Below are 24880 nucleotides of genomic sequence, written 5' to 3' on the forward strand. Positions count from 1 at the left end.
TCGATCCTCCATGAGCACGCACGCCCTCTATCGTGAAGACTTCTATCTTTCCACAGCAGAGGGCGTCGTGACCGCACTGCACGACGACGGCAGCATCGAGCTCGACCAGACCTGTTTCTACGCCGCATCCGGCGGTCAGCCGGGCGATACCGGCTTCCTGGAACGCGCGGACGGTTCGAAGATCAGGCTCGGCGAAACCCATCATGGAGCCACCAAGGACATTATCCTGCACAAGCCGCTGGAGGGCGAGGCGCGCCCGGAGATCGGCGAGAAACTCACCCTTCACATCGACTGGGCGCGCCGCTACCGGCTTATGCGGATGCACACCGCCTGCCACCTGCTTTCCGTGGTGCTGCCCTACCCGATCACGGGAGCGGCCGTCGGCGAGGAGGAATCGCGCGTCGACTTCGATCTGCCGGAGCAGGTGGAGAAGGAGGACGTGACGGCGCGTCTCATGGCGCTGGTCAACCAGAACCACCCCGTCTACGTGCAGTGGATCACCGATGAGGAGCTGCAGGCCAATCCGGGCATCGTGAAGTCCAAGAATGTCCGCCCGCCCATGGGTCTCGGTCGGGTAAGCCTCGTGGCAATCGGTGAAAATGCATCGGTGGACAGCCAGCCGTGCGGTGGTACACATGTATCGGAAACGCAGGAAGTGGGTATGATCCACATTTCCAGGATCGAGAAGAAGGGCAAGGAGAACCGCCGCCTGAGAATTCGCTTCGGCGAGGCAAGCGCCTGAACTTCGATCCGCCACCCGTGCAAGGACATGACCGACATGAGCGAGAAAAGCCGCTACACCGTGACCCCGGACTGGGTCGAGAAGCAACTCGGCGCGCCCGAATTCCGCATCGTCGATGCTTCCTGGTATTTACCGGCCCAGGGGCGCAATGGCGCGCTGGAATATAGCGAGGGGCATATCCCCGGGGCGATCTTCTTCGATCAGGATGCCATTGCCGATCACTCCACCGGTCTGCCGCACACCATCCCCTCCCCGGAGGCCTTTGCCGAAGCCGTCGGCAAACTCGGCATCCGCGAAACGGATACAATCGTGGTCTATGACGGTCCGGGCTTCGTCACCGCTCCGCGCGTGTGGTGGCTGTTCCGTGTGATGGGCGCAGAGCGGGTCTTTGTGATGGACGGCGGCATCGACGGCTGGAAGAAGGAGGGCCGGCCGCTGGAAACAGACCTGCCGGAACCTGCGCCGGTCATCTTCACGCCCCGTTTCGCCGCGGAGCGCGTGACCTTCATCGCGGGCATGCGCGGAATCGTGGCCGAAGGCAAGGTGCAGATCGCCGATGCCCGCAGCCCCGGACGCTTCACGGGCAAGGACCCCGAGCCGCGCGCCGGGCTGCGCGGCGGCCACATGCCGGGCGCGCGCAACGTGCCCGTCCTGACCCTTTCGGAAAACGGCCGCCTCAAGGATCTCCCGGCGCTTCGCCAGCTGTTTGCGGACGCCGGCATCGATCTTGCCCGTCCCGTCGTGACCACCTGCGGATCGGGCGTGACGGCTGCGGCGATCACCTTCGCCCTTCAGTCGCTCGGCCATGAGGAGAACACGCTTTTCGACGGCTCCTGGTCCGAATGGGGATCCTTGCCCGACACGCCCGTCGCTTCGGGCGAGGCGTGAGGCCGGCGATGAGCGAGCAAAGCGAAGAAGAAGTTCCGGCCGAAAAGGTCCAGGTGACGGAGCTTGAGATGACGTCGGCTCCGAAGGTTTTCCTTCCGGTGCCGGTCAACCTGCAGACTGCCCTCATCCGGGCCGTCAAGATCCCGCTGCCCTATTACCGCTATCTCTACAGCCAGGTCGGTCACCGCTGGATGTGGGTGGATCGCCTGAGAATGCCCGACGAGGAACTGGAGGCCATCCTCCACGACGAGCGCACCAATGTGACAGTGCTTTACGTGCAGGGCGCTCCGGCCGGCTTCTTCGAGCTGTTTCGGGTGGATGACGAGGTTGTGGAGCTGAGCTATTTCGGGCTGATGAACCATGCGCTCGGCATGGGGATCGGCAAGTGGTTCCTGCTGCAGGCACTCTATGCTGCGTGGATGTCCAATCCGCTGCGCGTCAAGGTGAGCACCAACAGCAAGGACCACCCGCGAGCCCTTCAGCTCTATCAGCGCTTCGGATTTTCCCCGACCGGTACGCATGAGGCGGAGGTCCGGCCCCTCGATGACGAGGAGATCCTCCGCTTTGCGCGCCGCGACCTGTCCGTGACGGATCGATAGCGGCGCGCCGCCTTCGTCTCACTGGCTGCTGACGGAGGCGCCCTTCTGCTGGTCGTCGGTGCTCTGCTCGTCTTCGCTGCCCTGCTGGTCGCTGCTGCTCTGCTGGTCGTCGCCGTTCTCACGGTTTTCCACCAGCCACTTGCTGATCAGCTGGTCATGATAGGAAGCGAGCTCGTAGCAGTAGACGAGCTTGCGCTCCGAGGGCACCCAGAAGGCGTTCGGCTGTCCGCAGGTCGTCGCGACGAACTGGATTCCGTCATTCAGCTTGTAGAGGCCGGCAAAGGACTCGGAGATGGTCTCCAGCAGTTTGGCGTCCTTCATCATCTGCGCGTAGGGCTGAAGCTCTTCGGCCGGCTCCTCGTAGGTCACCTTGATCGTGTTCTTGCCCCCATCCGGCATGGCATGCGGCGTGAGCAGGCCAGACCAGCTTGAGAGCGTCTTTTCGTATTCGTACTTGCACTCCTCCCGGCGCTCCTGAGGAAAGTCGAGGGAATCGGCAAATTCCTTGAAGCCGTCGGCATCCTGCCCCACCATGAGGCAGACCATCTGATAGGCGCGCTGCTTGTCGAGCGCGTGGGCATCCCAGAAGGCCTGTTCGCCGCCTGCCTTCTCCCGCTCCTGATCGGACAGGAACCAGCCATCGGCGGAATCGGTGATGGCGGTGTCGAGGGTCTCGTCCCGCGCCTCGAGCAGAAGGATCGTGGACAGGGCGTCGACCGCATCCTCTTCCCGTCCGAGCACCGGCAGCTGCAGCTCCGAAATGAACATGTGGCCCACTTCATGGAGAAGCACGAAAATCGCATTTCCGTAGATGAACTGGACCGCTTCCTTCACCTCGTCTTCGGTGAGGCTGTTCGGGTCCTCTGCCCGCGCGGTTCCCCCCAGTGCCGAAACCATCAGCGTTGCCGCAAGCAGTGCCTGCGTCAGTGTCTTGCGCATATCCGTCCCCCGATATCGATCGCATGTTTTTCCCGCATGATATCACGCTCAGCGGGATATGCGCACAAGGTTCTTTTTTGGGTGGAAAACAACGCCTCGCTTGCCAAATGCCAAAAAATCGCAACGCCTGGCGGGGGCAAGCTGATATATCTGTTGGCCACTGGAATTCGGGAACGAGGAAAATCATGCGCACGAGCAAGACAATCCACATTGTCGGCTGTCATGCCGAGGGAGAAGTGGGCGACGTGATCGTCGGCGGCGTCGCGCCACCGCCCGGTGACACGTTGTGGGAGCAATCGCGCTTTATCGCCAGGGACGAGACGCTGCGCAATTTCGTGCTGCGCGAACCGCGCGGCGGCGTCTTCCGGCACATCAACCTGCTCGTGCCGCCGAAGAACCCGAAGGCGGCGGTCGGCTGGATCATCATGGAGCCGGAGGACACGCCGCCGATGTCCGGTTCCAATTCCATCTGCGTTGCGACCGTGGTGCTCGATACGGGTATCGTGCCCATGGTGGAGCCGGTGACGCATTTCTTCATGGAAGCGCCGGGCGGTCTCGTCGAGGTCCATGCGGAATGCGCGGGCGGTAAGGCGGAACGCATCACGGTGCGGAACGTCCCGAGCTTTGCCGGCAAGCTCTCCGTGCCGCTCGAGGTCGAGGGACTTGGCACGCTGACGGTCGATACGGCCTATGGCGGCGACAGCTTCGTGATCGTCGATGCGGAAGCGCTGGGTTTCCGCATTGCGCCCGACGAGGCACGGGATCTGGCCGAGACCGGAATCCGCATCACCAATGCGGCCAACGAACAGCTGGGCTTTCACCATCCGGCCAATCCCGACTGGAAGCATATTTCCTTCTGCCAGATCGCCGCGCCCGTGCGAATGGTGGACGGCGTGATGACCGGCGCCAATGCGGTGGCCATCCAGCCCGGCAAGATCGACCGCTCCCCCACCGGCACGGGGTGCTCGGCGCGCATGGCGGTGCTGCACGCGCGCGGCCAGCTGAAGGTGGGCGACCGCTTCGTCGGCGAGTCGATCATCGGCTCGCGGTTCTTCTGCAAGATAGAGGACACCGCCGATATCGCCGGGACGCCGGCCATCATCCCCTCGCTCTCCGGTCGCGCCTGGATCACCGGCATCCGCCAGGACATGCTCGATCCGTCGGATCCCTGGCCGTCTGGCTACAAGCTTTCGGACACGTGGCCGAACAAGATGTGAGAACGAAAAAGGGGCCCGAGGGGCCCCTTTCGTACCTGTCCAATCAGGTGTTGCCGTTATTGCCCTTCGGACGAGCTGTCCGCGCTTTCATCACTGCTTTCGGGTCCATAGTTTTCCGCATACATCTGGGCATAGCTCTGCGCGTCCTCGTAGCAGTAGGTCAGTTCGCGCGCTTCCGGATCCCAATAGGCGTTGGCCTCCCCGCAGACATTGGCAGTCAGCTTGATGCCGTCCTTCAGCTTGACCAGCCCGGAGAAGGTGTCGCGAAGCATTTCCAGCGCGCCGAATTCCTTGAGGATCGAACGGTAGAAATCCAGGTCGTTGTTCTTTGTCTTGTAATAGGCGAGCTTGAACTTCACCTTGTCATTGTCGTCGGCCATGTAGGGGTTGAGCACGGTAAACCAGCTTTCCCGCGCCTTCTGGTACTCGCCCTCGCACTCGTCCCGGCGCTCCTGGGGAATCTCCAGGTTGTCGGCCATGTCCTTGAAGCGCTTCTGGTCCTGACCGATCATCATGCAGGCGATGTTGTAGGCCCGCTGCTTCGAAAGGCCATGGGTGTCCATGAAATCCTCTTCGGAGACCTCATAGGCGTCGCCGAGATTGTACCAGCTCTCGACGCTGTCGCGCAGCGCCTGATCGAGCGCCTCGTCCTTCGCCTCGAGCAGCAGCACCGTGGAAAGCGTGTCCACCGCATCCTCCTCGCGGCCGAGAACCGGAAGGTTAAGCTCCGAGATCAGCATGTGCCCGGATTCGTGGAACAGGACATAGATGACGTTGCCGGTCATGAATGTCACGGAGCTGGTGACGCCCTCCTCGTCAAGCCCGGCGATTTCCTTCGGCACATGGTTGTCGGCCGCCGAGGCAGGCTGAAGCAGGGCCGCCGCCGCCAGAAGAAGTCCCCCGATATATCTGCGCATTTCCCCTCCGGTGAGAATCGAAAAAGGCGGTTCTCATCCGTTGCCCCCGGAATCCCGCCCGATAGGTCATTATCATATACAAGCAAAGACGGCCCGGACAATTGTCCGGGCCGCCTCACTGGAACCAATAATAGTCGATACGGGATCAGAGAACCGAAAGCGGCTCGTGCATCTCGTAGCCGAGGCTGTCGGCCACCGGCTTGTTCGTGATCTTGCCCTTGTGCACGTTGAGGCCGTTCTGCAGGTGCTTGTCCTTGCGGATGGCTTCGAGGCCGTGGTCGGCGAGCGCAAGGCCATGGGCCAGCGTCGCGTTGTTCAGGGCATGGGCAGAGGTGATCGGAACGGCGCCCGGCATGTTCGCCACGCAATAGTGGATGATGCCGTCGACTTCGTAGGTCGGGTCGGAATGGGTCGTCGCGTGCGAGGTCTCGAAGCAGCCGCCCTGGTCGATGGCGACGTCGACGATGACGGCGCCCTTCTTCATGCCGCCGAGCATCTTCTTGGTGACGAGCTTGGGAGCGGCAGCGCCCGGGATGAGGACGGCGCCGATGACGAGATCGGCGGCAAAGACTTCCTGCTCCAGCGCGTCGATGGTCGAGAAGCGAGTGTGAACGCGGCCGTTGAAGATGTCGTCCAGCTGGCGCAGGCGCGGGATCGAGCGATCGAGGATGGTGACGTCGGCGCCCAGACCGACAGCCATCTTCGCTGCATGGAGGCCGACCACGCCACCGCCGATGACGGCGACCTTGGCAGGGGTCACGCCGGGAACGCCGCCGAGCAGGATGCCGCGGCCGCCATTGGCCTTCTGCAGCGAGAAGGCGCCCGCCTGGATCGACAGGCGACCGGCCACTTCGGACATCGGGGCCAGCAGCGGCAGGCCGCCGCGCTCGTCGGTCACGGTTTCATAGGCAACCGCGGTGACGCCGGAAGCGATCAGGCCCTTGGTCTGTTCCGGATCCGGAGCCAGGTGCAGGTAGGTGTAGAGGATCTGGCCTTCGCGCAGCTGCACCCACTCGGAGGGCTGCGGTTCCTTCACCTTCACGATCATGTCGGAATTGTCGAAGACTTCCTTGGCGGTTGCGGCGATCTTGGCGCCGGCGGCCACATAGGCCGCATCATCGGCACCGATGCCGGCGCCGGCATTGGTTTCGATCAGGACGGAATGGCCATGCGCCACATATTCCCGCACTGCGCCGGGCGTCAGGCCGACGCGGTATTCATGGTTCTTGATTTCCTTGGGGCAACCTACGCGCATGGATGTCTTTCTCTCTCCTCTGGCGGCTCTCCCAGCGAGCCGGCGAATGGCGCATATCCAAGCAAAGGAATCGGGAAATGTCCTTGCAAAGAGAATATGAAAGGAGCATCAAGTTCGCAGATTCTTGCGTGGAAACCGAAATTTTCGAAGGAAATTCGAATGGCCGACCTGGACAAGATGGATGTTGCGATCCTCAGGGCGCTCCAGCAGAACGGACGAATGTCAAATGCGGATCTCGCGGCAAAGGTTGGCCTGAGTGCGTCCGCCTGCTCCCGACGCCTCGACCAGCTGGAAAAGAGCGGCATCATCAGTGGCTATCACGCGCGCCTTTCGAATGCCGCGCTCGATTACAAGATGATGGTGATCGTGCACATCTCGCTGTCCGGCCAGTTTGCAAAGACGCTCGCGGAATTCGAGGCGGCGGTGAAGAAATGCCCGAACGTGCTGGTCTGCTACCTCATGTCGGGGGAGTACGATTACATCCTGCGCGTCGCGGCGAAGGACCTCGCGGATTACGAGCGCATCCACCGGGACTGGCTTTCCGCCCTGCCCCATGTGGTGAAGATCAATTCGAGCTTTGCGCTGCGCGAGATCATCGACAAGCCGAATGTCGGCCTGTGAGCATCAGACGCGACCGTCCGGCTCGCCATCGGCAAAGAGAGTGTTCCCGTGCTGGTCGACGATCTGCCGCGCCTTGCGGAGCGTGAACTCCACCGCTTCCTTCTCGCCGTTGAAGACATCCGCGCGGATGAACTGGCGCACCAGGATGCGCTCGCCGTCCTTCTTCTCGATCCGGCCGGCAATGCGGAACTGGTTGCCGTCCCGCATCGGCTGGGCCACCAGCGTCACGTCCTTGTAGGCCTCGCGGCTTTCGGAAGACGGTGCCGGAGCGGCAGCGGACGCATTCCCTCCGAGGAAGGACAGAATCTTGGAAACGAAACCCGTCATGATCTCTCTTCGTTGTCTTGGGCGGATCGGCCCCGCCCGATGTCGGTGCCATCTTAAGATGGAAGCGCCCAGGATGACAGGGGGCTAATTCGCCGTCCTCAGATAATGAGGTTGGCGATGATCTCGTTGTCGGTGATGTCTTCGTAGCCCAGCCCGGCATCCTCGAAGCGGGCGGTCAGGGCGTCGAAATTCTCCCGCGCCTTCGTCTCGATGCCGATCAGGATGGAGCCGAAATTGCGCGCCGATTTCTTCAGGTATTCGAAGCGGGCGATGTCGTCCTCGGGGCCGAGCAGGTTCAGGAAATCCTTCAGCGCGCCCGGGCGCTGTGCCAGGCGGAGGATGTAGTATTTCTTCAGGCCCGCATGGCGCATGGCCCTTTCCTTTACGTCGGGCAGCCGCTCGAAATCGAAGTTGCCGCCCGAGACGACGGCGACGACCGTCTTGCCCTTCAGCCGCGCCTTGCCGAGCGCCTCCAGCGCCGCAATGGAAAGCGCACCCGCCGGCTCCAGAACGACGCCTTCCACGTTCAGCATGTCCACCATCGTCACGCAGATGGCGTTTTCCTTGATGAGAAGCACCTGATCCGGCTCGAAGGAGCGGAGGGCCGCAAAATTGAGGTCGCCGATCCGCGCGACGGCCGCCCCATCGACGAAATTGTCCACCTTCTGCAAGGTCACCGGATGCCCTGCCTCGAGGCTGCGCTTGAGGCTCGGAGCGCCTGCCGGTTCGGTGAAGACGAAGTTGTCGGCGGGCACGTCATCCCTCAGGTAGGAGGTGATGCCCGCCGAAAGCCCGCCGCCCCCGACCGGCAGGATCACGAAATCCGGAACCTTGCCTTCGAGCTGGGTCACGAACTCCGCAGCGACCGTGGCCTGGCCCTCGATGATGTCAGGATGATCGAAGGGCGGAACCATGACCGCGCCGGTTTCGGCGGCGTATTCCTGCGAGGCGCGGTAGCACTGGTCGAAGAAGTCGCCATAGAGCCGGATGGTGATGAAGGCGCCGCCGAACATGCGGGTCTTGTCGATCTTCTGCTGTGGCGTGGTCACCGGCATGAAGACGGTTCCCTGCACGCCGAAATGGCGGCAGACATAGGCAAAGCCCTGCGCATGATTGCCGGCCGAGGCGCAGACGAAGGACTGATCCTTGCGCCCGCCGGCCAGCACCTTGCGGAAGAAGTTGAAGGCGCCGCGGATCTTGTAGGAACGCACCGGCGAAAGGTCCTCGCGCTTCAGCCAGATGTCGGCGCCATAGCGCTGGCTGAGGTGATCGTTGTATTGCAGGGGCGTTTCGGGAAAGAGTTCCCTGAGCGCTTCTGCTGCCTGCTGCACGTGCTGTTTCATGGCTGTTCCGGTCGTATGGCGTCGCATCGAGCGTCACCTATCGCACAGCCCAACCCTCAAATGAAGACCGGGGCGCGTCATTGCCGCCTAGTCCAGGAACACACGCACGGAGGAGGCCTTCCCGGCGGCATCGATGACCGTCAGCGTGGAGAAGCCGCCGCCGTCGGGCATCCACTGGCTCGTGCGCCGGCGGGTAAGTTCCGGCAGCGGCTTGCCGTTGGCAAGCCAGCGGAAGGGTGCGCGCCCCCCTTGCATCTTCAGCACCAGCGGCGACGAGGGGCCGGCTCCCGTCAGCCCGAGATCCACCCGCGCGCCCTCCGGCGGATAGACGATCTGCGGCGGCGCTTCCCGCGCATTGGCGGCCACGAGGCCGTTCTCGGTCATCGAGAAGCGCTTGAGGCTCGGCGGCAGTTCGGTCGCCGCAGGCCGCACCGCGCCTGCGGGCGGCGGAGCGAAGGGCACGATGCCCACGCCCGAGCGCTGGAACGCCTCGAACAGAATGGGTGCTGCCGTCTTGTAGCCCGCAATTCCGGGAACCGCCCCGTTGTCCGCACGACCGACCCAGACGCCCAGCACATGCTGGCCGTCGTAGCCGACCGACCAGGCGTCGCGATAGCCATAGCTCGTGCCCGTCTTGTAGGCGATGCCGAGCTTCTTCGCGCCGGCCGGCGGCAGCACGGCGGAGAGCGTGTCCGTCACGTTCCAGGCCGCCACGGGATCCAGCAGCATGTCGCCCTCGATCTGGGCGGGCTCGCCGTTTACCCCGTCTCCGAGCCGCACCGGATGGCCGCGATTGGCAAGGCCGGCGTAAAGCTGGACGAGATCCTTGAGCGTGATGCCCGCGCCTCCAAGCGCGATGGAAAGACCGGGGGTGTCGTTCTCCGGCAGCTTCAGCCTGACTTCGGAGCGCCTCAGCCGCACCATCAGTCGTGACGGACCGACGGCAGACAGGAGCCGGACAGCCGGAACGTTCAGCGACATCTGCAGCGCCTGCCGCACGCTGACATCCCCCATGTAGCTCATGTCGAAATTGCGCGGACGATAGCCGGAAAAGTCGGACGGCCGATCCTCGATGATGGTCTCCTGCGCCACGAGACCCTGCTCGAAGGCAAGCCCGTAGACAAAGGGCTTGAGCGTCGAGCCCGGCGAACGGAGCACGCGCGTCATGTCGATCCAGCCGGACCGGCCGGATTCGAAATAATTGGCGGAGCCCACCTCGCCCAGGATTTCGCCGGTGCGGGCATCGGCCATCACCATGGCGATCGAGACGCGCGGACCGAGCTTCTTCGATTCCTCCGCGGCCACGGCCTCGAGGCCCTTCTGGACATCCCGGCGCAGCGTTGTCTTCAGCACCGTCTCCCCGGGCTTCTTGCGCCGGGCGGTTTCTGACAGATGCGCCGCAAGCGCGGGAAGCTGCATGCGCCCCGTCGGCATCGCCTGGATCTGGGCACGGTCGAATTCGCCGTCTCCGATCACCTCGACGACGGCGAGCCGGTTCAGCACGCGGTCACGGGCCCGGCGGGCATTTTCGGGGTGGCGGTCCGGCCTGCGGGCTTCGGGCAGCTGCGGAAGCGCGACGAGAAGCGCGCTTTCGCCCACCGAGAGATGATGCGGCTCCTTGCCGAAATAGGCGAGGCTCGCGGCACGCACGCCTTCGAGATTGCCGCCATAGGGCGCCAGCTGGAGATAGAGATCGACGATTTCGGCCTTGGAAAGGCGCCGCTCGATCTGGATCGCGCGGGCCATCTGCCGGAGCTTGGCCAGCAGCGAGCGCTCGCCCCGCGGCTCGAGCAGACGCGCGACCTGCATGGTCAGCGTCGATCCGCCCGAGACGATGCGGCCGTTCCCGATCAGCTGCCCGGCGGCGCGCAGAAGCGCCAGCGGATCGATGCCGTCGTGGTCGTAGAAGCGCTGGTCTTCATAGGCGATCAGCATCCGCAGGAATTGCGGATCGACATCCTTTGCCGTGGTCTTCAGGCGCCAGGTGCCATCGGGCGTCGCGAAGGCGCGAAGCAGCTGGTCGTTCTGGTCGCGCACCTCGGTCGATACCACCTTCGCGGCATCGAGAGGCGGCGGAAAGGCGCGGTCCGCCCAGTCGAGGCCGAAGCCCGCCGCGACGATCAGCAGGATCGACCCGCCAAGGCCGATCCCTGTCTTCCGCGCCCATCCCATCGTCAGTCCGCCTTCGTGACCTCCAGCATCCCGGTCGCGGTGCGCGCCTGGAACTGCGGGCGGTACATGTCCTCGACGACGGCGGCCGGATAGTCGTACTTGCCGGGCGTCACGGCGCGGACGACATAGGCCACGGTGATGGGGTTGACGTCACCCGCCGGCTTGTCGAAGGCGGCCACGAAACGGTCGCTGCGGAACTCCGTATGGGCCGCTGTCACTTCGCCCAGCCAGTCGAAGTTGGTCAGCTGCGCGCTGGAGACGAGGCTCGGATTGTCGATCGCGAAACCGGCCGGCAGCATGTCGGTGAGGAGCACCCGTGCGGACCAGTCGTTGGTCGGCGTCGCCTGCAGGACGATCACATAGCGCTCGTTCTGCCGGGCTTCCGAGAGGCTCACTTCCTCGCCATCCATCGTGTAAGTGTAGCGCTCGATGGTGAAGCCGTCGCCGCCAGCCGGCAGCGGCGTAGCCGGCGCGGCGATGGTGGTGACCATCGCGGTCACCTTGTCACCGCTCTTGTTGGCGATGGTGACCGGGCTTTCCATCAGGTCGTCACCCGTCATACGCGCCGAGTAGCCGCCCTGCGTTGCCTTGCCGTTGACCTCGAGGGCCAGGTCCTTGTCGCTGTCCTTCACGGCGCGGGCTGCAAGAAGCATCCAGCTCTGCTCCTGGGTGCTCACCCAGGTCTGCGCTTCCCACTGCCTTGCCGTGAGGGAGGCCATGTCGGGAATGATGGTGGCCTGCGGACGGCTTTCTGCAGCAAGGGTCAGCACGGCAGCATCGTCACGCACGGCCGAACCGTAGTCCGAACGGGCGAGATTGGCATCCGTGGTCATCTTCGCCATGCGAAGCGCTGCGTCGAAGATGCTGGCCGCACGGTTCTGGTCGCCGTAGAGCGAGAGCGCGGCAGCGATATGCGCCTTGGCAAGCGGGGTCGGGAAGTCGTTGATTTTCGTGTCCGCATAATAGCGCAGGTCGGCAATGGCGGCACGGCGATTGCGGGCGAGCACGTAATAGCCATAGGCCATTTCGTTGCCGCGCTCCTGCACGTTGTTGTCATAGCCGACGGCGTTCTGGATGTTGGTGAGCGCCTGCGCCATCGCGTCCTCGGGCACGGTGTAGCCCTGTTCGCGCGCCCGCGTCAGGAAGTCCGTGACGTAGGAGTCGAGCCAGAGATCGCCGTAGCCCGGACCCCAGAGGCCGAAGCTGCCGGACGAGGACTGGTAGGACAGCACGCGGTAGATCGCATCCTGGATGCGCTCCTTGACCTTCGGATCGTCCTCCTCGCCCGCATCGCCGGCCATTTCGCTGAGATAGAGCAGCGGAAGCGCGCGGCTGGTGGTCTGTTCGGCGCAGCCATAGGGGTAGCGGTCGAGCATGGACAGCAGGGCCGGAATGTCGAAGGCCGGCGCACGGCTGACATGGATCGAGACCGCCGAGCCCGGCAGGATGCTGTCCGCCAAAAGGTTGCCGTCGACCGTCAGGCTGCCGCCGGCTGCGATTTCGATCGGGCGGCGCGTGGTGATCGGCAGCGAGCCGGAGCGGACATTGACGGAAACCGCCTGTTCCACATCGACATCGCCGTCGTTGCTCAGCCGAATGGCCACTTCGCCGGCACCGGGCGTCAGGCCCTTGACCGGGAAGGTCAGCGACAGCTTCGCACCGGCCGAAAGCCGCACGAGCTGGGTGAGGTTCCCCTCGACTTCGAGGGCGGCGTTCGGCGAAAGCTGAAGCTGGTAATCGCCGTCGGGTGCATCCGCATTGGCGATGTCGAGCTGGATCTGGCTCTCGTCACCCGGCGCCAGGAACTGCGGCATGCTCGCCGTCACGACGACCGGATCGCGGATGATGACATCGGTTTCGGCATGGCCGACACCGGTCTTGGTCCAGGCGACAGCCATCACGCGGGCCGTTCCGTTGAACTGCGGAATGTCGAAGGAAACGACCGCCTTGCCGGATGCGTCGAGCTTCACCGGACCGGAGAAGAAGGCCACGAGCTTTTCCTTCGGGGGCGAGCCCTGCAGTGCATTCTCGCCGCCGTCACCGCCCGTGCGCAGCTTGCCGGTGATGCCCAGCGACCCGTCGATCAGGCGGCCGTAGAGGTCGCGGATTTCGAGACCGAGCTGGCGCTGGCCGAAATACCAGCCGTTCGGATCGGGCGCTTCATAGGCCGTGAGGTTGAGGATGCCGACATCGACGGCAGCGACGGCCACATAGGCTTCCTCGCCCGCCCCTGCCCCGGCCACTTCGACCGGGATCGTCAGCGTCTGGCGCGGCAGCATCTTCTCCGGCGGCGACAGCTTTACGTCAAGGGCGCGATCACCGGGATCGATGCCGAGCCACTTGATGCCGATCGCCCGCATGGGCATGCGGCTCTCCTGGGCGTCGCCCGGACGGAAGAGCGTTGCCGTCACATAGGCGCCGGCGCCCCAGTCTGCGGTCACGGGAATGTCGATCACGCCGCCTTCCGCGCCGATCGTCTGGCTCTTGCTGAACAGCAGGCTCTCGGTGCCCGCATTCACCAGCACCTCGCCGGCAAAGCGCGGCGATACCTTCAGATGCGCGGTATCGCCCGGCTTGTAGCTGTCCTTGTCGAGGGCGACCTCCAGGCCATCGGGCGTTTCGGTGGAGGTTGCCGCGACGTACCAGCCGGCGTCGAACTCCACGGAGGACACGGCCTGCCCGTCGGCGCTCTGCACCTCGAGGCGGTAACGGCCCCAGACCACGGGCACGGAGATCTTCGCACCGTCCGTCGTGGCGTTGAGCGTGCCTTCCTCCTGCTTGCGCGTCGAAAGAACCGGTTCGTACTTCCAGCTGTTGCCGTCGCGATACCACTGGTAATCGCGCTCGACCTTGAGAAGCGTCCACTTCAGGCCGGCAGCTTCCTTCCGGTCGCCTTCTGGCGTGGTCATGATGACGTTGAAGTTGGCGGCGGAATTTTCGGCGACCTCGCCGGTGAATTCCGGCTTGATGCCGATCATGTCCGTTTCCGGACGCACGGGCAGCGTCAGCTTGCGCTCCACGGCCCGGCCCGTGCCTTCCCGCAGACGGACTGTGACTTCGCCATTCAGCAGCCGGGTGGTCGAAGGCAGCGCGCCGAGCGAGACCTCGATCACCGCGTGGCCGTTCTGGTCGAGAAGCGGCAGGTTGTCGAGCGTCATCCGGTTGTCGGCCTGATCCTCCTCGTCCGCAAGGCCGAAGACATAGCCGGGGAAGGCCGGGGTCTCGCGGGTCGGCTTCAGCGTCAGCTCACCCTCGATCTTCAGGCCGGCAGCAGGCGCGCCGTAGAGATAACGGCCATCGATGGCGACGGCTGCCGGGCTTGCGGCGTCCAGGGACTTCGCTTCGGTGGTCATGTCGAATTCGATGCGATCCGGCACGAAATCGTCGACGAGGAAGGTCTTCTCGGCGATCGGGCTCTGCTTGGGATCGGTGTAGATCTGCATGGTCCAGGTGCCGCGCATCGCGTTGTCCTGGACCTCGAGGTCGACCATGTGGCCGCCCAGCTTGCCGCCGTCGGTCACGATGCGGCGCATCTCGACGCCATCCGGGCGGGTGAAGACGAAGGTCAGCGGAAGGGAATCGACCGCGCTGGCGGAGATATCGCGGGCAAGCGCGCTGGCATGCACGGTCTCGCCGGGGCGATAGATACCGCGCTCCGTCCAGGCCAGAACGTCGATGGCACCGGGGGCGGCACGGCCCGTCACGCCGCGATCCGACAGGTCGAAGCCGGCGCGGGTCAGGTCGAGGAAGACATAATCATCGGCGCCGTTGGATGCGGTGATCATCGCGGGCGTATTGCCGGCGGTTCCGCGCACGAGGCCGGGATCGAAGCTGGCGCGGCCCTCGCCATCGGTCTTGGCGGTGCCCAGCACTTCGTTGTTCTTGGCCAGCAGGGTCAGCTCGATGTTGGCGAGCGGCTTGGCGGTCGCCAACGAGCGTGCGAACACGTTGAGGCCATCCGTGCCGGTATAGGTGGAAATGCCGATGTCGGAGACGACGAACCACTGCGTGGAGCGGGCGTCCCAGTCTTCCATGCGGGAATTCGCTGCCTTTGCGGTGAGCGCGTAGACGCCGGGCTTGCGCTGCGGCACGGCTTCATCCACCGGGAAGCTGGTCACGACTTCCTTGTTCAGTTCGCTCGCAATCTCGATGGAACCCTGCCAGACGAGCTGGCCAACCTCGTTTTCCAGCCGGTCGGCGCTGTAGCCGTCCACCTGGGTGAGGAACTGCGAATTGGCGAGGAGCTGCGCGAGATTGCGCTCGCCGACGCGATAGAGCTTCAGCTCCGCCTTTTCGGTGTTGACGGACACGATGGGGATGCCGCGACGGGCGGTGCCGGGCAGGACGAAATTGTCGCCCGTGAAGCGCACCATCGCGCTGCGATCCTGCACGTAGACATCGAGATCGACAGGTGCCTCGAGGCTTTCGTCATAGACGGAGGGCAGGCCCGCGCGCAGCGCAAGCTTGTAGCGCGAACCATGCTGCAGGCCCTCGACGCAGATCTGGTTGTCCTTGGCCTCCAGCGCTTCCGGCACCTTGCCGTCCAGCTGGACGAAGGAGGAGTAATCGACCCCGGACTTCACGAGCTGCTCGGAGAACTGAACGCAGGCACGCGGCGTGGCACTGTCGTTGTCCACGGTGTTGCCGGTCACGCGGAAACCCTGCCGCTGGCGAAGATCGGCAAATGCAGCCCGGACAGACTTGCTCTCGACCAGCTTCAGGCTGGCCTTGTAGGCTTCGAGACCGGGGCGATAATTCTCAGCCTTGTCGAGCGCGGCGGCCATGATCGCCAGCGAATCGGCGCGCACGCTGGCCGTCCGCGACAGCAGGTAGCCGTTGAAGGCGGCGAAGGACGCCTGCCCCGCGACATCCGTATTGCCCTCGATTCGCGCACCGATGCGCGCTGCCTCCAGCCAGAGCGCCCCGTCGTCCTTCTTGAGAGAAAGGGCGTTCTTGAAGAGATTGAAGGACTCATCGAGTGTCGCGGCGGCCCGGGCCTGGGCGATCAGGTCCTCGACCGTCGTGTCTTCCTGCCCCTGCTCGATGGTGAGATTGTCCCGGAAGTAGCGCGCATCCGAGACGAAGCTCTGGGAGAGGAAGGCAAGCGGCGGAGCAGCGCCGAGATCGGGCTCGGCGGCAGGCTTGCCGGCCGCGGTCTTGGCCTCGACGATTCGTCCTGCAATCGCACCGGGAAAAGCGTTCAGCGTCTTGTAGTCGGACTTGAGGAAGCACCACTTGACCTTGGGATTGTAGGTGAAGGCGCGGCAGGACTGATCGTCCAGGCAGGCCTTCTTGCAGCCGTCCAGCGTGACGTTCTGCACGCTCCTGAGATCGAAACCGTAATAGTCACCGTTGTTTACGGTAACCACCTTGCGGCTTTCGCCTGCCGCGTGGGCAGACGAAAAGGCAAGAAGGGACAGGAGTAACAGGGCGGACAACCGGGCCAGGGCGCGCATGATGGGGAGATCCTCTTCGGGCAGTGCGGCAGCTTCGGGAAGCACTCTTCTGGCTTCCAGCTCGCTTGTCAATCATAAGACCTGAGATTGAAAACCGCGCGACAGAAAAAACGCAGCCGGCATGCAAACGCCCAAAAAAGAGCCAATCACATATCAACCATAACTTTTCTTAGTCTCACCTAATGTGGCGCAACCACGGGACGAAAGGGGTGCCAAAACCTCAGCGGAGGTCGCGCTTTGTCAATTTCCATAAGTGCTGAAAAAACCTGAAATTTTCAATTGATATGGAAGACAACTAAATTCCTGCCCCATGGGGAAGCGCTCACAGGAAAATCCGCCGGAGAGCCTCATTTAGTCCATACTAAAGATTGAAATCTTCCGCAAAATACGACAAGTATAAGACGGGTGCTCAAACAGCAGGAGAAGGCAGTGAGTGTCAAACGATCACCGGGAACGGTGGACCAGTATGTCGGGGCGCGCGTCAAGATGCGACGCAGGCTCATCGGCATGAGTCAGGAAAAACTCGCCGAACAGATCGGCGTGGCGTTCCAGCAGGTGCAGAAATACGAAAAGGGCACGAACCGCATCGGTGCAAGCCGCCTGATGAAGATCGCGGAAGTGCTGGGCGTGCCGCCGGCTTTCTTCTTCCAGCAGGATGCGGGCGATGCCTCCGCCTCGCTCGACGGGGTCGAAACCTACACCAATTCGAAGGCGCTTTCCGAGTTCATGGCCTCCAAGGAAGGGCTCGCGCTCAATCGCGCCTTTGCAAAGATCACGGACATGGACATGCGGCAGAAATTCGTCGCACTGGTCAAGTCGATCGCGGACGGACAGTCCAACGCCCAGTTCACGCCCGCCGCTGAGCGTGGCGAGGAGCCTGCAGCGACCGTCAACTGACCGCAACAGGGCGAGCCGGGCGGGGTCAAAGCATGTCCTTCAAACTTCAGACTTCCGGGGAGCTGCGCCTCATCGATTCGCGCGGCACCGAAACAGCCTTCCCCGAGAAGGGTCTTCTCATACTGGCCTACCTGCTGGCCTCCGAGGAAACAGAAGTTACCCGCGCCCGGATTGCGCGCCTCGTCTGGGGCGGCCCGGATTCATCCCGTGGCCTTACCAATCTTCGCCAGACCGTTTCCCGCGTGGTGGCCCGTCAGGAGGAGCTCGGCACGCGGTTCCTCGATTTTGCGCCCGGGCACGTCCGGCTGGTGCCGAATGCGATCACGGCTGATCTCGAGGTGCTGTTCGCTCTCCGGAGCGCCACGGCCGAAACCGTACAGCCTTTGCTCGGACGCGCCATTACATTCTACCGGCTTCCCTTTCTGGAAGAGGTCCAGGGTATCAGCGCCGAGTATCGGGCCTGGATCGCCGAGAAACAGCATACATGCAGCGAAATCTACAGCGCGGCCGTCCGCCTGGCCCTTCCGCAATCGAACAGTCCCGCTGACAGGGTACTTCTGAAGGAAACGGCGCTTCGGGTCTTCCGGCACGATCCCGACAACTCCGAGATGCGCGAGATCCTCGCCCTCGGTGAGGGACAGGATCAGGGGCCGGACGGTGGTGCGGTCTCGTCTCCGCCGGCGTCGGCCGTGCCAGCACCGGCCGATGCGGCTTCCGGGGTGGGAAGCGCGCTGGACATGCTGCGGACGCTCTACAACAGGAAGAAGGCGATGGCCGCCGTTCGGCCCGCCGCCCTTCAGGCGGCGCCCGCGCCGCTTCCCGCCGCGCTTGCCACGCTTCCCCGGCTGGCCATCCTTCCGCCCTTCGAGACAGAGGGCACCGGACTTGCCGGTGCGCTTCTCGAAGACGTGACCATCGGCCTTTGCGGGTGCCGGTCGCTGCGGATCGTGGCTCCCTATACGGCTGCCCGCATCAGCCGGCAGAGCGACCGCACCGAAACCATTGTCCAGCACTCCATACACTACGTGCTCGAGACGCGCCTGACGATGATGGGGGGCTATCCCTCGCTGTTCGTCCAGCTGATCTATGTGGCGAGCGACGACGTCGTATGGGCGGACCGCTTCCGGCTTGCGCCGGAGACCTTTCTGGCGAACCGAAGCGACCTGACCTCCCGGCTGGTGGAGAACATCTCCGCCGCGGTGGGGCGGAACGAGACGGTGCGGCAGTATTTCGAAGGCAATCCTGCGGCCTATTTCCATTTCCTTCAGGGCCAGCAGTATCTGCAGCACCTCACGCTTCCGGAGATCCGCAGGGCGCGGAAGTCCTTCCGCGCCGCCCTCCAGGAAAAGGCGGATTTCGGCCCTGCCCTCAGCGGCCTTGCGCGCACCAACCATCTGGAGTGGCTGATCACCGCCCGCGGAGAACCCGAACTGCTGCATTCGGCGCAGCGCCACGCCCAGGAGGCGATCGAGCGCTGCGGCGAGCTCACCTCCGGCTACCGCGAGCTCGGTGTGACGAGGCTTTTCCTTGGGGCTTTCGACGAGAGCGTAGAAGCCCTGATGATGGCAGAGAAGCTGAGCCCGCAATATGCGGATCTGCTGGTGGATTTCGGCGATACCCTCATCCATGCCTCCCGTCCGGCGGAGGGGCTTTCCAAGCTCGAGAAGGCAATCGAGCTCAATCCGCTCACGCCCGACGGCTATCTCTGGACTGCGGCCGGGGCAAATTACTATCTCGAGAATTATGCCGGCGCGCTGGACTATATCGAGCGCATGGCAGACCCGACCCCCGCCCTCAGGCTTGCCGCGGCGTGCCGCGCCATGCAGGGAGAGATCAAGCAGGCACGAGCCCTCGCGCGCAAGCTCAAGCAGCATTATCCGGATTTTGAAGTCGACCAGTGGATTGCGGTTCTTCCGATCAAGGAGGACTGGCAAAGGGAACACTATCGGGAAGGCCTGAAGAAAGCCGGACTTTGAGCGCGAAGGGGGACAGCAATGGCAAAAGTGATTCTGATCGGACTGCCGGGTGATACGGCAGTCTGGATGGTCGATCTCGACCAGAAGAGCGTGATTCAACTGCCCGAGGACCTTGCCCGCCAGGTGGCGCAGGAGGGTCGTCCGATCATCAGGGGCGTGGATTATGCGGTGGCGGTGGATCAGCAGTCGCCGATCGCCTCCGGCAAGTTCGACACGGTCGAGATGCCATTTCCAAAATGAGCGCCGCCGGATCGGCACCGCCGGCAGATGACCGGGTCCGCCGCTACAGCGACAGACTTTTGCCGCCCGGGGAAACCTGGGCGCGGATCGAACCGCATCTCTTCTCGCATGGGATAACCCGGATGGCCCGGCTCACCGGGCTGGACCGGATCGGCCTGCCGGTGTGGAGCGCGGCGATACCGAACGCACGCTCCCTTTCGGTGGCACAGGGCAAGGGCCTCACCGATGAGGAAGCCAAGGTCTCGGCCGCGATGGAGGCGCTCGAAAGGGTGGTTGCGGGGAGCCCCTTCCCCGGTCCGCTTCTCGCCTCGGCGCGGGAACTGCGCGCGGCAGGCCTTCGGGCGGAAACGCTTCCCTCGCTCACAGCCGCCGGCATGGAGGATCTCGATGCGGCAGACCCGGCTGAGTGGGTAGCGGGAACCGATATCCGAACAGGGGAGCCGGTTCACCTGCCGCTACAGGCAGTTGCGCTGGACCGTACCGCAAGGGGGCTGCGCTTCTGGCAGTCCTCGGACGGCCTCGCCTCTGGCAATGGGCCCGATGAAGCGGTGTTCCACGCCCTTCTGGAGCGGATCGAGCGGGATGCCGAGGCGCTGTGGCTGATCGGGACGCTGCGGGCGCGCGCGGCAAGCCGCTTCGATCCGGCAGATCTCGGCGACCCGCTCATCGACAGCCTCGTCGACCGCGTCCGCTCGGCGGGTCTGGCGCCCGTTTTCATGGACATGACCAGCGACACCGCAATCCCGGCCATTCTCTGCCACATCGGGCCGGGTGACATCGGGGCGCGGTCGCGGATCGCGCGGCGCGAGGTCACGGCGGGCGGCGGAGCGCATCCCGACCCCGTGCGGGCCGCGATCCGCGCGGTCACCGAGGCGGCCCAGTCCCGCCTGACCTTCATCAGCGGAGCGCGCGACGACATCGAGGACGCCCATTACCGGGATGCGCTGCCGGAAGGCGCAAGGGATCTCTTCCTCGCCCCATGCAGCCGGCCCCGGCGCTGGAACTGCACCGTGGGCACGATCGACGCCATGACGAGGGATATCCTCTCCCGGCTCGACCGCACGGGCTGCGGTCCGGCGTATCGCGTGGCGCTTGCCGACCCCGCCCTGCCCTTCGCCGTGGAAAAGGTGATCGCTCCCGGGCTGGAAAACCCGCCGGGCGCGCGGCTCCGCCGTTTCGGCAGCCGCGCCCTGCTGAAGGCGGTGCGCGGATGAAGATCGTCTTCGTAGGCCCCAGCCTTTCCGTGCCAGTCGCAGAGCAGGATGCGCTGCGAAGCGAAGGGCTCCTTCTGCTTCCCCCGGCAAGGCGGGGCGATCTTCTTGCGGCGGCGGAAGCCGGGGCAAGCGTCATCGGCCTCATCGACGGCGCGTTCGAAACGGTGCCTTCGGTTTGGCACAAGGAAATCCTGCACGCCCTCGCCAATGGCATCGCCGTCTATGGCGCGGCATCGATGGGGGCACTGCGCGCCGCCGAATGCGCCGCCTTCGGCATGATCCCGGCGGGACGCATCGCCGTCGACTATGCCTCCGGCCTCCGTATCGACGACAGCGATGTCGCCCAGCTGCACGGCCCGATGGAGTTCGGCTATCCCGCCCTGACGGAACCGCTGGTCACCGTCGAAGCGGTTCTTTCGGCAGCCCTCGGCGGCGGTGTTCTTTCCGTGGCGGAACATGCGGCTCTGAAAGACGCGGCCATGGCTCTTCATTTCAAGGACCGGACATGGCCGGCCATGTTCCGGTCGTCCGGCCTTCTCCTTGCCTCTGACGTGCCCGACGCACTTGCCGCCCTTCGGCAAACGGTGAACCCCAAGCGGGACGATGCCCGGACGCTTCTTTCCTGCGTCCGGGCGGCGCCTCCGCAACGCCGGGCCGCTCCCTCGCACTGGACCCTTTCCGAGACCGAGCATTATCGCCGGACCCTCAACCCCAGATAATATTATACAAGACAACAAAGTTAAGGGTTGTGTCACGGCAGAGTCACGCGCTTTTCGCCAATGGCTCGCTTATGGTTTTCCCATCACGCAGCGTAAGGCGCTTCCGGCTTCGGGACTGCAAGCGGTTTCTACCGGTTGGAGAGGTGCTTTTCCCGCTGCACACTGCAGATGTCACGCCGCATGCGAGGGGAAGAATGTCGATGCTCGATCGTCCGGAAAAGGCGATGCTTCAGGATTGCGAAGTCGAAAACGAATTGAAGGAACTGGCCTCTCTGGCCCGCCTGGTGACCTTCGCCCGCGAGCGGGCCCATGCGATCAATGCCGAGTTTCCGGCCTACTGCCTCGATCTGGCCCTCGGTGCCATCCTGCAGGAAATGTATCCGGGGACTGGCAACCCGGATTTCGTTGCCGATGAGCGCGAGGCATGGCTCCGCTCCATGCCTCACTGACGGCAGCCTTCGAGCGGGGTGACGGTTTCCCTCCAGGGCCGTCACCCCGACCCTTGCGCCAGGCGGTAGCCGCCGCGCATCCACACCGCCACCCCGCATTCGCACGCCTTCACCCGGTTGCATGCCGCGCAAGTCCGCCGCCGGCTCTTTCCTTCGGTCCAGAGGCCCCTTCGCCGCGCGCCGTCCCTCGCCTCCCCTCGGGAGTTGCAAAACGGCTGCCGGTCATTCAAAACCAAGGCGTTGATTCTGAGACGCTGCGGACGTGGCGAAACTGGTAGACGCAAGGGACTTAAAATCCCTCGCCTTCGGGTATACGGGTTCGATCCCCGTCGTCCGCACCAAAGCCTCCTTTTCCGTGAATACACGCTGCAACCTTGCGGGCGGCCATGGCCGTACCAGCGTCAGCAAAAGGCATCGGAAATGTCTTCCATGGAGCGGATGCTGGCGGAACAGGCCGTCCGCAGCGGGGACAGCGAACCGCGGCGGTATACCGGCGGTTTTGCGCCTGTTTCAGATTTCACTTGATTTAGAGATTTCTTTCATGATGACTGCGAGGCGGAGGTATCTGCCATGCGGAAGACTTTTGCTTGCCTGTCGCTGGCATTCGGGCTTGCCGTCCTGGCAGGCTGCGTGACGGGGGAAGACGTCACGCGCGGAACGGCAACGCTGATCGGGCGCCCGGTCGAGGAGGCCTTCGACCGGATCGGCTTTCCCGACGAGGAAAGGCAGATCGCCGGGCGCACCGTCTATACCTGGCGGAACCGGGAAATCGGCTCCTACGAGGTGCCGACATCCGAGATCGTCACCACCTATGTGGATGGACATCCCGTCGAAAGCGTTCTTCAGGGCAGCCGGACCGAGGTTTACGAGCGCCAGTGCCAGCTCGATCTGGTGGTCGGGCGCGGTGGCATCGTGGAGCGCGCGCAGGCCGACGGCAATCTCGCCGGGTGCAGCCGCTACGCGGCGCTTGCGCCGAAAAGGCGGTGACGCAAGCTTTTGTCCGCGGGTTCGGGGTGTTGAGCGCCGCTTTCGGTGGCCATTCCCTCACACGGAAATCGACCCAAAATTGTCCGTTAAAGTTCAAAATCAGTTGTTTCAGATACCTGAACTCTGGAGTAGCGTAGCGCGCCATTCAATGGTGCGCGGATTTGTCTCGCTGCACGTTGCAAGCCACCGCCTTCCGAACGGGACGGGTACTGCGGCCGGCTTACAGCGGGGGGCAACGGGCCGTGCATGGACATCACCACCGAAAGGACCGCGCCTTGCGCTCTACCCCACGCTTCCTCCGACTTCTGTCATCGGTTGCCCTCAGCACCGCCATTGCCTTCTCGCCGATGGCGATCAAGCCGCATTTCGAAGGCATTCATGTTCCCGCGGCGGATGCCGCCCAGCCGAAAAAGGTGGTGAAGCTCACTGCCTCGCAGATCATGGTGAAGATGGAGCAGGCGCTCGTCCTCATCTCTCAGCGGCTGAAGGCCCTCCCCGCCAAAGATCGCAAGCATGCAGCCCCGCTGGTCAAGGCGCTGGTGGAAACCTCCCGCGCGCTGGAGGCCGTCAAGAAGGCTGCCGCCGCAAAGAACAACCGCCAGCTGGCGCTCGCCCTTCCCAAGGCGTCTTCGGCCATTGCTCGGCTGGACAATGCCTTCCGTCTCTCCGGCGTGAAGTCGAAGGATGTCACGATTGCCGTGCGGTCGCTGAAGCGCCTGTGGCAGGATTATCTGAAGCGCTCGCCCGGCAGCAAGACCGGTGCCAGCAAGAAGAGCGCGGTGGCCAATTCTCGCCGCATCACCGCCATGCGCAAGCAGCTGGCCAACCTTTCCGCCAAGCGCGGCAAGGATGCCCGCGCCCGGTACGAATTCCTGGAAATGCAGCGGCGGCTTGATCTCGCAGAGGCGGCAAACCGCTCGCTCGCCAACCAGTGGCTGGCCACCATCCTGCTGGCGGAAGTCTTCGGCATCTATACCGGATACTACGACTACGTCGTCATCTACCACCCGTCGGATGTGGTCTATTACCGGGATTCCTACACCTACTTCTCGTCGGAAGTGTATCACTCCTACACGGAATACTCGGTCTATTACGAGAGCTACAGCTGGACCACCTATGACACGCCGGTCGTGGTCTACGAAGACTACAATTTCGGCATGAACCGCCGGGAATACAGCCGCTTCGAATCCACCTACGTGGAGACCTACGAGCGCTACGAAACCGTGACCGAGACGACCATCGTCAACCGGCAGGAAATCCAGCAGATCGAGACGGCCAATCAGGAGGTCCAGACCCGGGCTGCCCAGATGCAGAGTGCGGCCGAAATTCCCGATCCTGCTGCCGACAATGTCGAGGTCGTCGACGACAACACGCCGCCCGAGACCTTCCTGGAGAAGGCTGCCGACGTCGCCGAAGAGCCGGTGCCGGCCGACAATACCGCGGTAGATCCGGCGGCCGAAGAACCTCCGGCTGCGGAGGAGCCCGCTGCGGCGCAGGAGCCCGCCGCCGAGCCCGAAGCCCCGGCCGAAGAGCCGCAGGCTGAAGAACCAGCACCTGCAGAAGAACCGCAGGCTGAAGAGCCCGCACCGGCAGAAGAGCCGCAAGCCGAGGAACCGCAGGCTGAAGAGCCGCAGGCTGAAGAGCCCGCACCGGCAGAAGAGCCGCAGGCCGAAGAGCCGCAGGCGGAAGAACCGCAGGCCGAAGAGCCGCAGGCGGAAGAACCGCAGGCCGAAGAGCCGCAGGCTGAAGAGCCCGCACCGGCAGAAGAGCCGCAGGCCGAAGAGCCGCAGGCTGAAGAGCCCGCGCCGGCGGAAGAGCCGCAGGCCGAAGAGCCGCAGGCCGAAGAGCCGCAGGCCGAAGAGCCGCAGGCCGAAGAGCCGCAGGCCGAAGAGCCGCAGGCCGAAGAGCCGCAGGCCGAAGAC

The 24880-nt window shown here is 64.1% G+C and carries 19 protein-coding genes, 1 tRNA gene and 1 pseudogene; 14 read left to right on the forward strand and 7 right to left on the reverse strand.

The genetic code is table 11. The features are described 5' to 3' along the window. The first annotated feature begins 10 nt into the window (after positions 1-10). Genes GGR23_RS10945 through GGR23_RS10955 form a run of 3 tightly spaced genes read left to right on the forward strand, consistent with a single transcriptional unit; the run spans position 11 to position 2229 of the window. Positions 11-742, forward strand: a complete 732-nt coding sequence (locus GGR23_RS10945) for an alanyl-tRNA editing protein (RefSeq protein WP_183366295.1) — start codon at positions 11-13, stop codon at positions 740-742. A gap of 36 nt (positions 743-778) precedes the next feature. Continuing rightward, complete coding sequence (gene sseA, locus GGR23_RS10950) at positions 779-1630, forward strand: 3-mercaptopyruvate sulfurtransferase (RefSeq protein ID WP_246365217.1); 852 nt, start codon at positions 779-781, stop codon at positions 1628-1630. Between the two features lie 8 nt (positions 1631-1638). Beyond that, a complete protein-coding gene (locus tag GGR23_RS10955) occupies positions 1639-2229 on the forward strand; it encodes a GNAT family N-acetyltransferase (protein WP_183366297.1) in 591 nt (196 codons plus the stop codon). An 18-nt stretch (positions 2230-2247) separates the two neighbouring features. On the opposite strand, the gene GGR23_RS10960 is transcribed toward GGR23_RS10955, so the two are convergent. Then, the gene (locus GGR23_RS10960) at positions 2248-3168 is read right to left on the reverse strand and encodes a DUF4344 domain-containing metallopeptidase (protein ID WP_183366298.1); all 921 of its coding nucleotides are present in this window, start codon (positions 3166-3168) and stop codon (positions 2248-2250) included. A 185-nt stretch (positions 3169-3353) separates the two neighbouring features. Here GGR23_RS10960 and GGR23_RS10965 point away from each other — a divergent pair, with 185 nt between their 5' ends. After that, positions 3354-4385: a trans-3-hydroxy-L-proline dehydratase gene (locus GGR23_RS10965; protein WP_183366299.1), complete on the forward strand. Its 1032-nt coding sequence runs from the start codon at positions 3354-3356 to the stop codon at positions 4383-4385. A gap of 56 nt (positions 4386-4441) precedes the next feature. On the opposite strand, the gene GGR23_RS10970 is transcribed toward GGR23_RS10965, so the two are convergent. Beyond that, a complete protein-coding gene (locus tag GGR23_RS10970; protein ID WP_183366300.1) occupies positions 4442-5302 on the reverse strand; it encodes a DUF4344 domain-containing metallopeptidase in 861 nt (286 codons plus the stop codon). Positions 5303-5447: 145 nt separating this feature from the next. Next, on the reverse strand, positions 5448-6557 hold the full coding sequence (gene ald, locus GGR23_RS10975; protein ID WP_183366301.1) for an alanine dehydrogenase: 1110 nt from the start codon (positions 6555-6557) through the stop codon (positions 5448-5450). A 159-nt stretch (positions 6558-6716) separates the two neighbouring features. Between ald and GGR23_RS10980 the strand changes: the two genes are divergently transcribed. Further along, positions 6717-7178 carry an Lrp/AsnC family transcriptional regulator gene (locus tag GGR23_RS10980; protein ID WP_183366302.1) on the forward strand — a complete coding sequence of 154 codons (462 nt, stop codon included), beginning with the start codon at positions 6717-6719 and terminating at the stop codon, positions 7176-7178. Positions 7179-7181: 3 nt separating this feature from the next. On the opposite strand, the gene GGR23_RS10985 is transcribed toward GGR23_RS10980, so the two are convergent. The 4 genes from GGR23_RS10985 to GGR23_RS11000 form a co-directional block, all read right to left on the reverse strand. Further along, positions 7182-7505 (reverse strand): HlyU family transcriptional regulator, encoded by a 324-nt coding sequence (locus tag GGR23_RS10985; protein WP_183366303.1) that lies wholly within the window; start codon positions 7503-7505, stop codon positions 7182-7184. A gap of 98 nt (positions 7506-7603) precedes the next feature. Then, positions 7604-8848 carry a threonine ammonia-lyase gene (ilvA, locus tag GGR23_RS10990; RefSeq protein ID WP_183366304.1) on the reverse strand — a complete coding sequence of 415 codons (1245 nt, stop codon included), beginning with the start codon at positions 8846-8848 and terminating at the stop codon, positions 7604-7606. Between the two features lie 87 nt (positions 8849-8935). Then, positions 8936-11020: a penicillin-binding protein 1C gene (pbpC, locus tag GGR23_RS10995; RefSeq protein ID WP_183366305.1), complete on the reverse strand. Its 2085-nt coding sequence runs from the start codon at positions 11018-11020 to the stop codon at positions 8936-8938. Between the two features lie 2 nt (positions 11021-11022). Then, positions 11023-16476, reverse strand: coding sequence for an alpha-2-macroglobulin family protein (locus GGR23_RS11000; protein WP_183366395.1), 5454 nt, complete (start codon positions 16474-16476; stop codon positions 11023-11025). Positions 16477-16905: 429 nt separating this feature from the next. Here GGR23_RS11000 and GGR23_RS11005 point away from each other — a divergent pair, with 429 nt between their 5' ends. The 9 genes and pseudogenes from GGR23_RS11005 to GGR23_RS11045 all read left to right on the forward strand — a co-directional run. Further along, a complete protein-coding gene (locus GGR23_RS11005; RefSeq protein WP_343066674.1) occupies positions 16906-17373 on the forward strand; it encodes a helix-turn-helix domain-containing protein in 468 nt (155 codons plus the stop codon). Between the two features lie 32 nt (positions 17374-17405). Then, positions 17406-19349, forward strand: coding sequence for an AfsR/SARP family transcriptional regulator (locus tag GGR23_RS11010; RefSeq protein ID WP_183366306.1), 1944 nt, complete (start codon positions 17406-17408; stop codon positions 19347-19349). Between the two features lie 18 nt (positions 19350-19367). Continuing rightward, positions 19368-19589, forward strand: a complete 222-nt coding sequence (locus GGR23_RS11015; RefSeq protein WP_183366307.1) for a hypothetical protein — start codon at positions 19368-19370, stop codon at positions 19587-19589. Beyond that, positions 19586-20803: a YcaO-like family protein gene (locus GGR23_RS11020; protein WP_183366308.1), complete on the forward strand. Its 1218-nt coding sequence runs from the start codon at positions 19586-19588 to the stop codon at positions 20801-20803. The genes GGR23_RS11015 and GGR23_RS11020 overlap by 4 nt, the downstream gene beginning before the upstream one ends. After that, positions 20800-21522, forward strand: coding sequence for a TfuA-like protein (locus GGR23_RS11025; RefSeq protein WP_183366309.1), 723 nt, complete (start codon positions 20800-20802; stop codon positions 21520-21522). Before GGR23_RS11020 ends, GGR23_RS11025 begins: the two co-directional genes overlap by 4 nt. Before the next feature lie 194 nt (positions 21523-21716). Continuing rightward, complete coding sequence (locus GGR23_RS11030) at positions 21717-21971, forward strand: hypothetical protein (RefSeq protein ID WP_246365221.1); 255 nt, start codon at positions 21717-21719, stop codon at positions 21969-21971. Between the two features lie 256 nt (positions 21972-22227). Beyond that, a tRNA-Leu gene (locus tag GGR23_RS11035) sits at positions 22228-22312 on the forward strand. A gap of 229 nt (positions 22313-22541) precedes the next feature. Then, complete coding sequence (locus GGR23_RS11040; RefSeq protein ID WP_183366310.1) at positions 22542-22958, forward strand: hypothetical protein; 417 nt, start codon at positions 22542-22544, stop codon at positions 22956-22958. Positions 22959-23233: 275 nt separating this feature from the next. Continuing rightward, positions 23234-24880, forward strand: a pseudogene (locus tag GGR23_RS11045) (hypothetical protein); the annotation flags it as partial.

The organism is Gellertiella hungarica, assembly GCF_014197145.1.
Taxonomy (GTDB): Bacteria; Pseudomonadota; Alphaproteobacteria; order Rhizobiales; family Rhizobiaceae; genus Gellertiella; species Gellertiella hungarica.

Bases quoted from the DNA above. Each gene is read 5' to 3' on its own strand.
- GGR23_RS11000 (WP_183366395.1), bottom strand. From the start codon at position 16,476: ATGCGCGCCCTGGCCCGGTTGTCCGCCCTGTTACTCCTGTCCCTTCTT.
- GGR23_RS10960 (WP_183366298.1), bottom strand. From the start codon at position 3,168: ATGCGCAAGACACTGACGCAGGCACTGCTTGCGGCAACGCTGATGGTT.
- GGR23_RS10980 (WP_183366302.1), top strand. From the start codon at position 6,717: ATGGCCGACCTGGACAAGATGGATGTTGCGATCCTCAGGGCGCTCCAG.
- GGR23_RS11020 (WP_183366308.1), top strand. From the start codon at position 19,586: ATGAGCGCCGCCGGATCGGCACCGCCGGCAGATGACCGGGTCCGCCGC.
- GGR23_RS11010 (WP_183366306.1), top strand. From the start codon at position 17,406: ATGTCCTTCAAACTTCAGACTTCCGGGGAGCTGCGCCTCATCGATTCG.
- pbpC (WP_183366305.1), bottom strand. From the start codon at position 11,020: ATGGGATGGGCGCGGAAGACAGGGATCGGCCTTGGCGGGTCGATCCTG.
- ald (WP_183366301.1), bottom strand. From the start codon at position 6,557: ATGCGCGTAGGTTGCCCCAAGGAAATCAAGAACCATGAATACCGCGTC.
- GGR23_RS11040 (WP_183366310.1), top strand. From the start codon at position 22,542: ATGCGGAAGACTTTTGCTTGCCTGTCGCTGGCATTCGGGCTTGCCGTC.
- GGR23_RS10955 (WP_183366297.1), top strand. From the start codon at position 1,639: ATGAGCGAGCAAAGCGAAGAAGAAGTTCCGGCCGAAAAGGTCCAGGTG.
- GGR23_RS11015 (WP_183366307.1), top strand. From the start codon at position 19,368: ATGGCAAAAGTGATTCTGATCGGACTGCCGGGTGATACGGCAGTCTGG.
- GGR23_RS10965 (WP_183366299.1), top strand. From the start codon at position 3,354: ATGCGCACGAGCAAGACAATCCACATTGTCGGCTGTCATGCCGAGGGA.
- GGR23_RS11025 (WP_183366309.1), top strand. From the start codon at position 20,800: ATGAAGATCGTCTTCGTAGGCCCCAGCCTTTCCGTGCCAGTCGCAGAG.
- sseA (WP_246365217.1), top strand. From the start codon at position 779: ATGAGCGAGAAAAGCCGCTACACCGTGACCCCGGACTGGGTCGAGAAG.
- GGR23_RS11030 (WP_246365221.1), top strand. From the start codon at position 21,717: ATGTCGATGCTCGATCGTCCGGAAAAGGCGATGCTTCAGGATTGCGAA.
- GGR23_RS10985 (WP_183366303.1), bottom strand. From the start codon at position 7,505: ATGACGGGTTTCGTTTCCAAGATTCTGTCCTTCCTCGGAGGGAATGCG.
- ilvA (WP_183366304.1), bottom strand. From the start codon at position 8,848: ATGAAACAGCACGTGCAGCAGGCAGCAGAAGCGCTCAGGGAACTCTTT.
- GGR23_RS10970 (WP_183366300.1), bottom strand. From the start codon at position 5,302: ATGCGCAGATATATCGGGGGACTTCTTCTGGCGGCGGCGGCCCTGCTT.
- GGR23_RS10945 (WP_183366295.1), top strand. From the start codon at position 11: ATGAGCACGCACGCCCTCTATCGTGAAGACTTCTATCTTTCCACAGCA.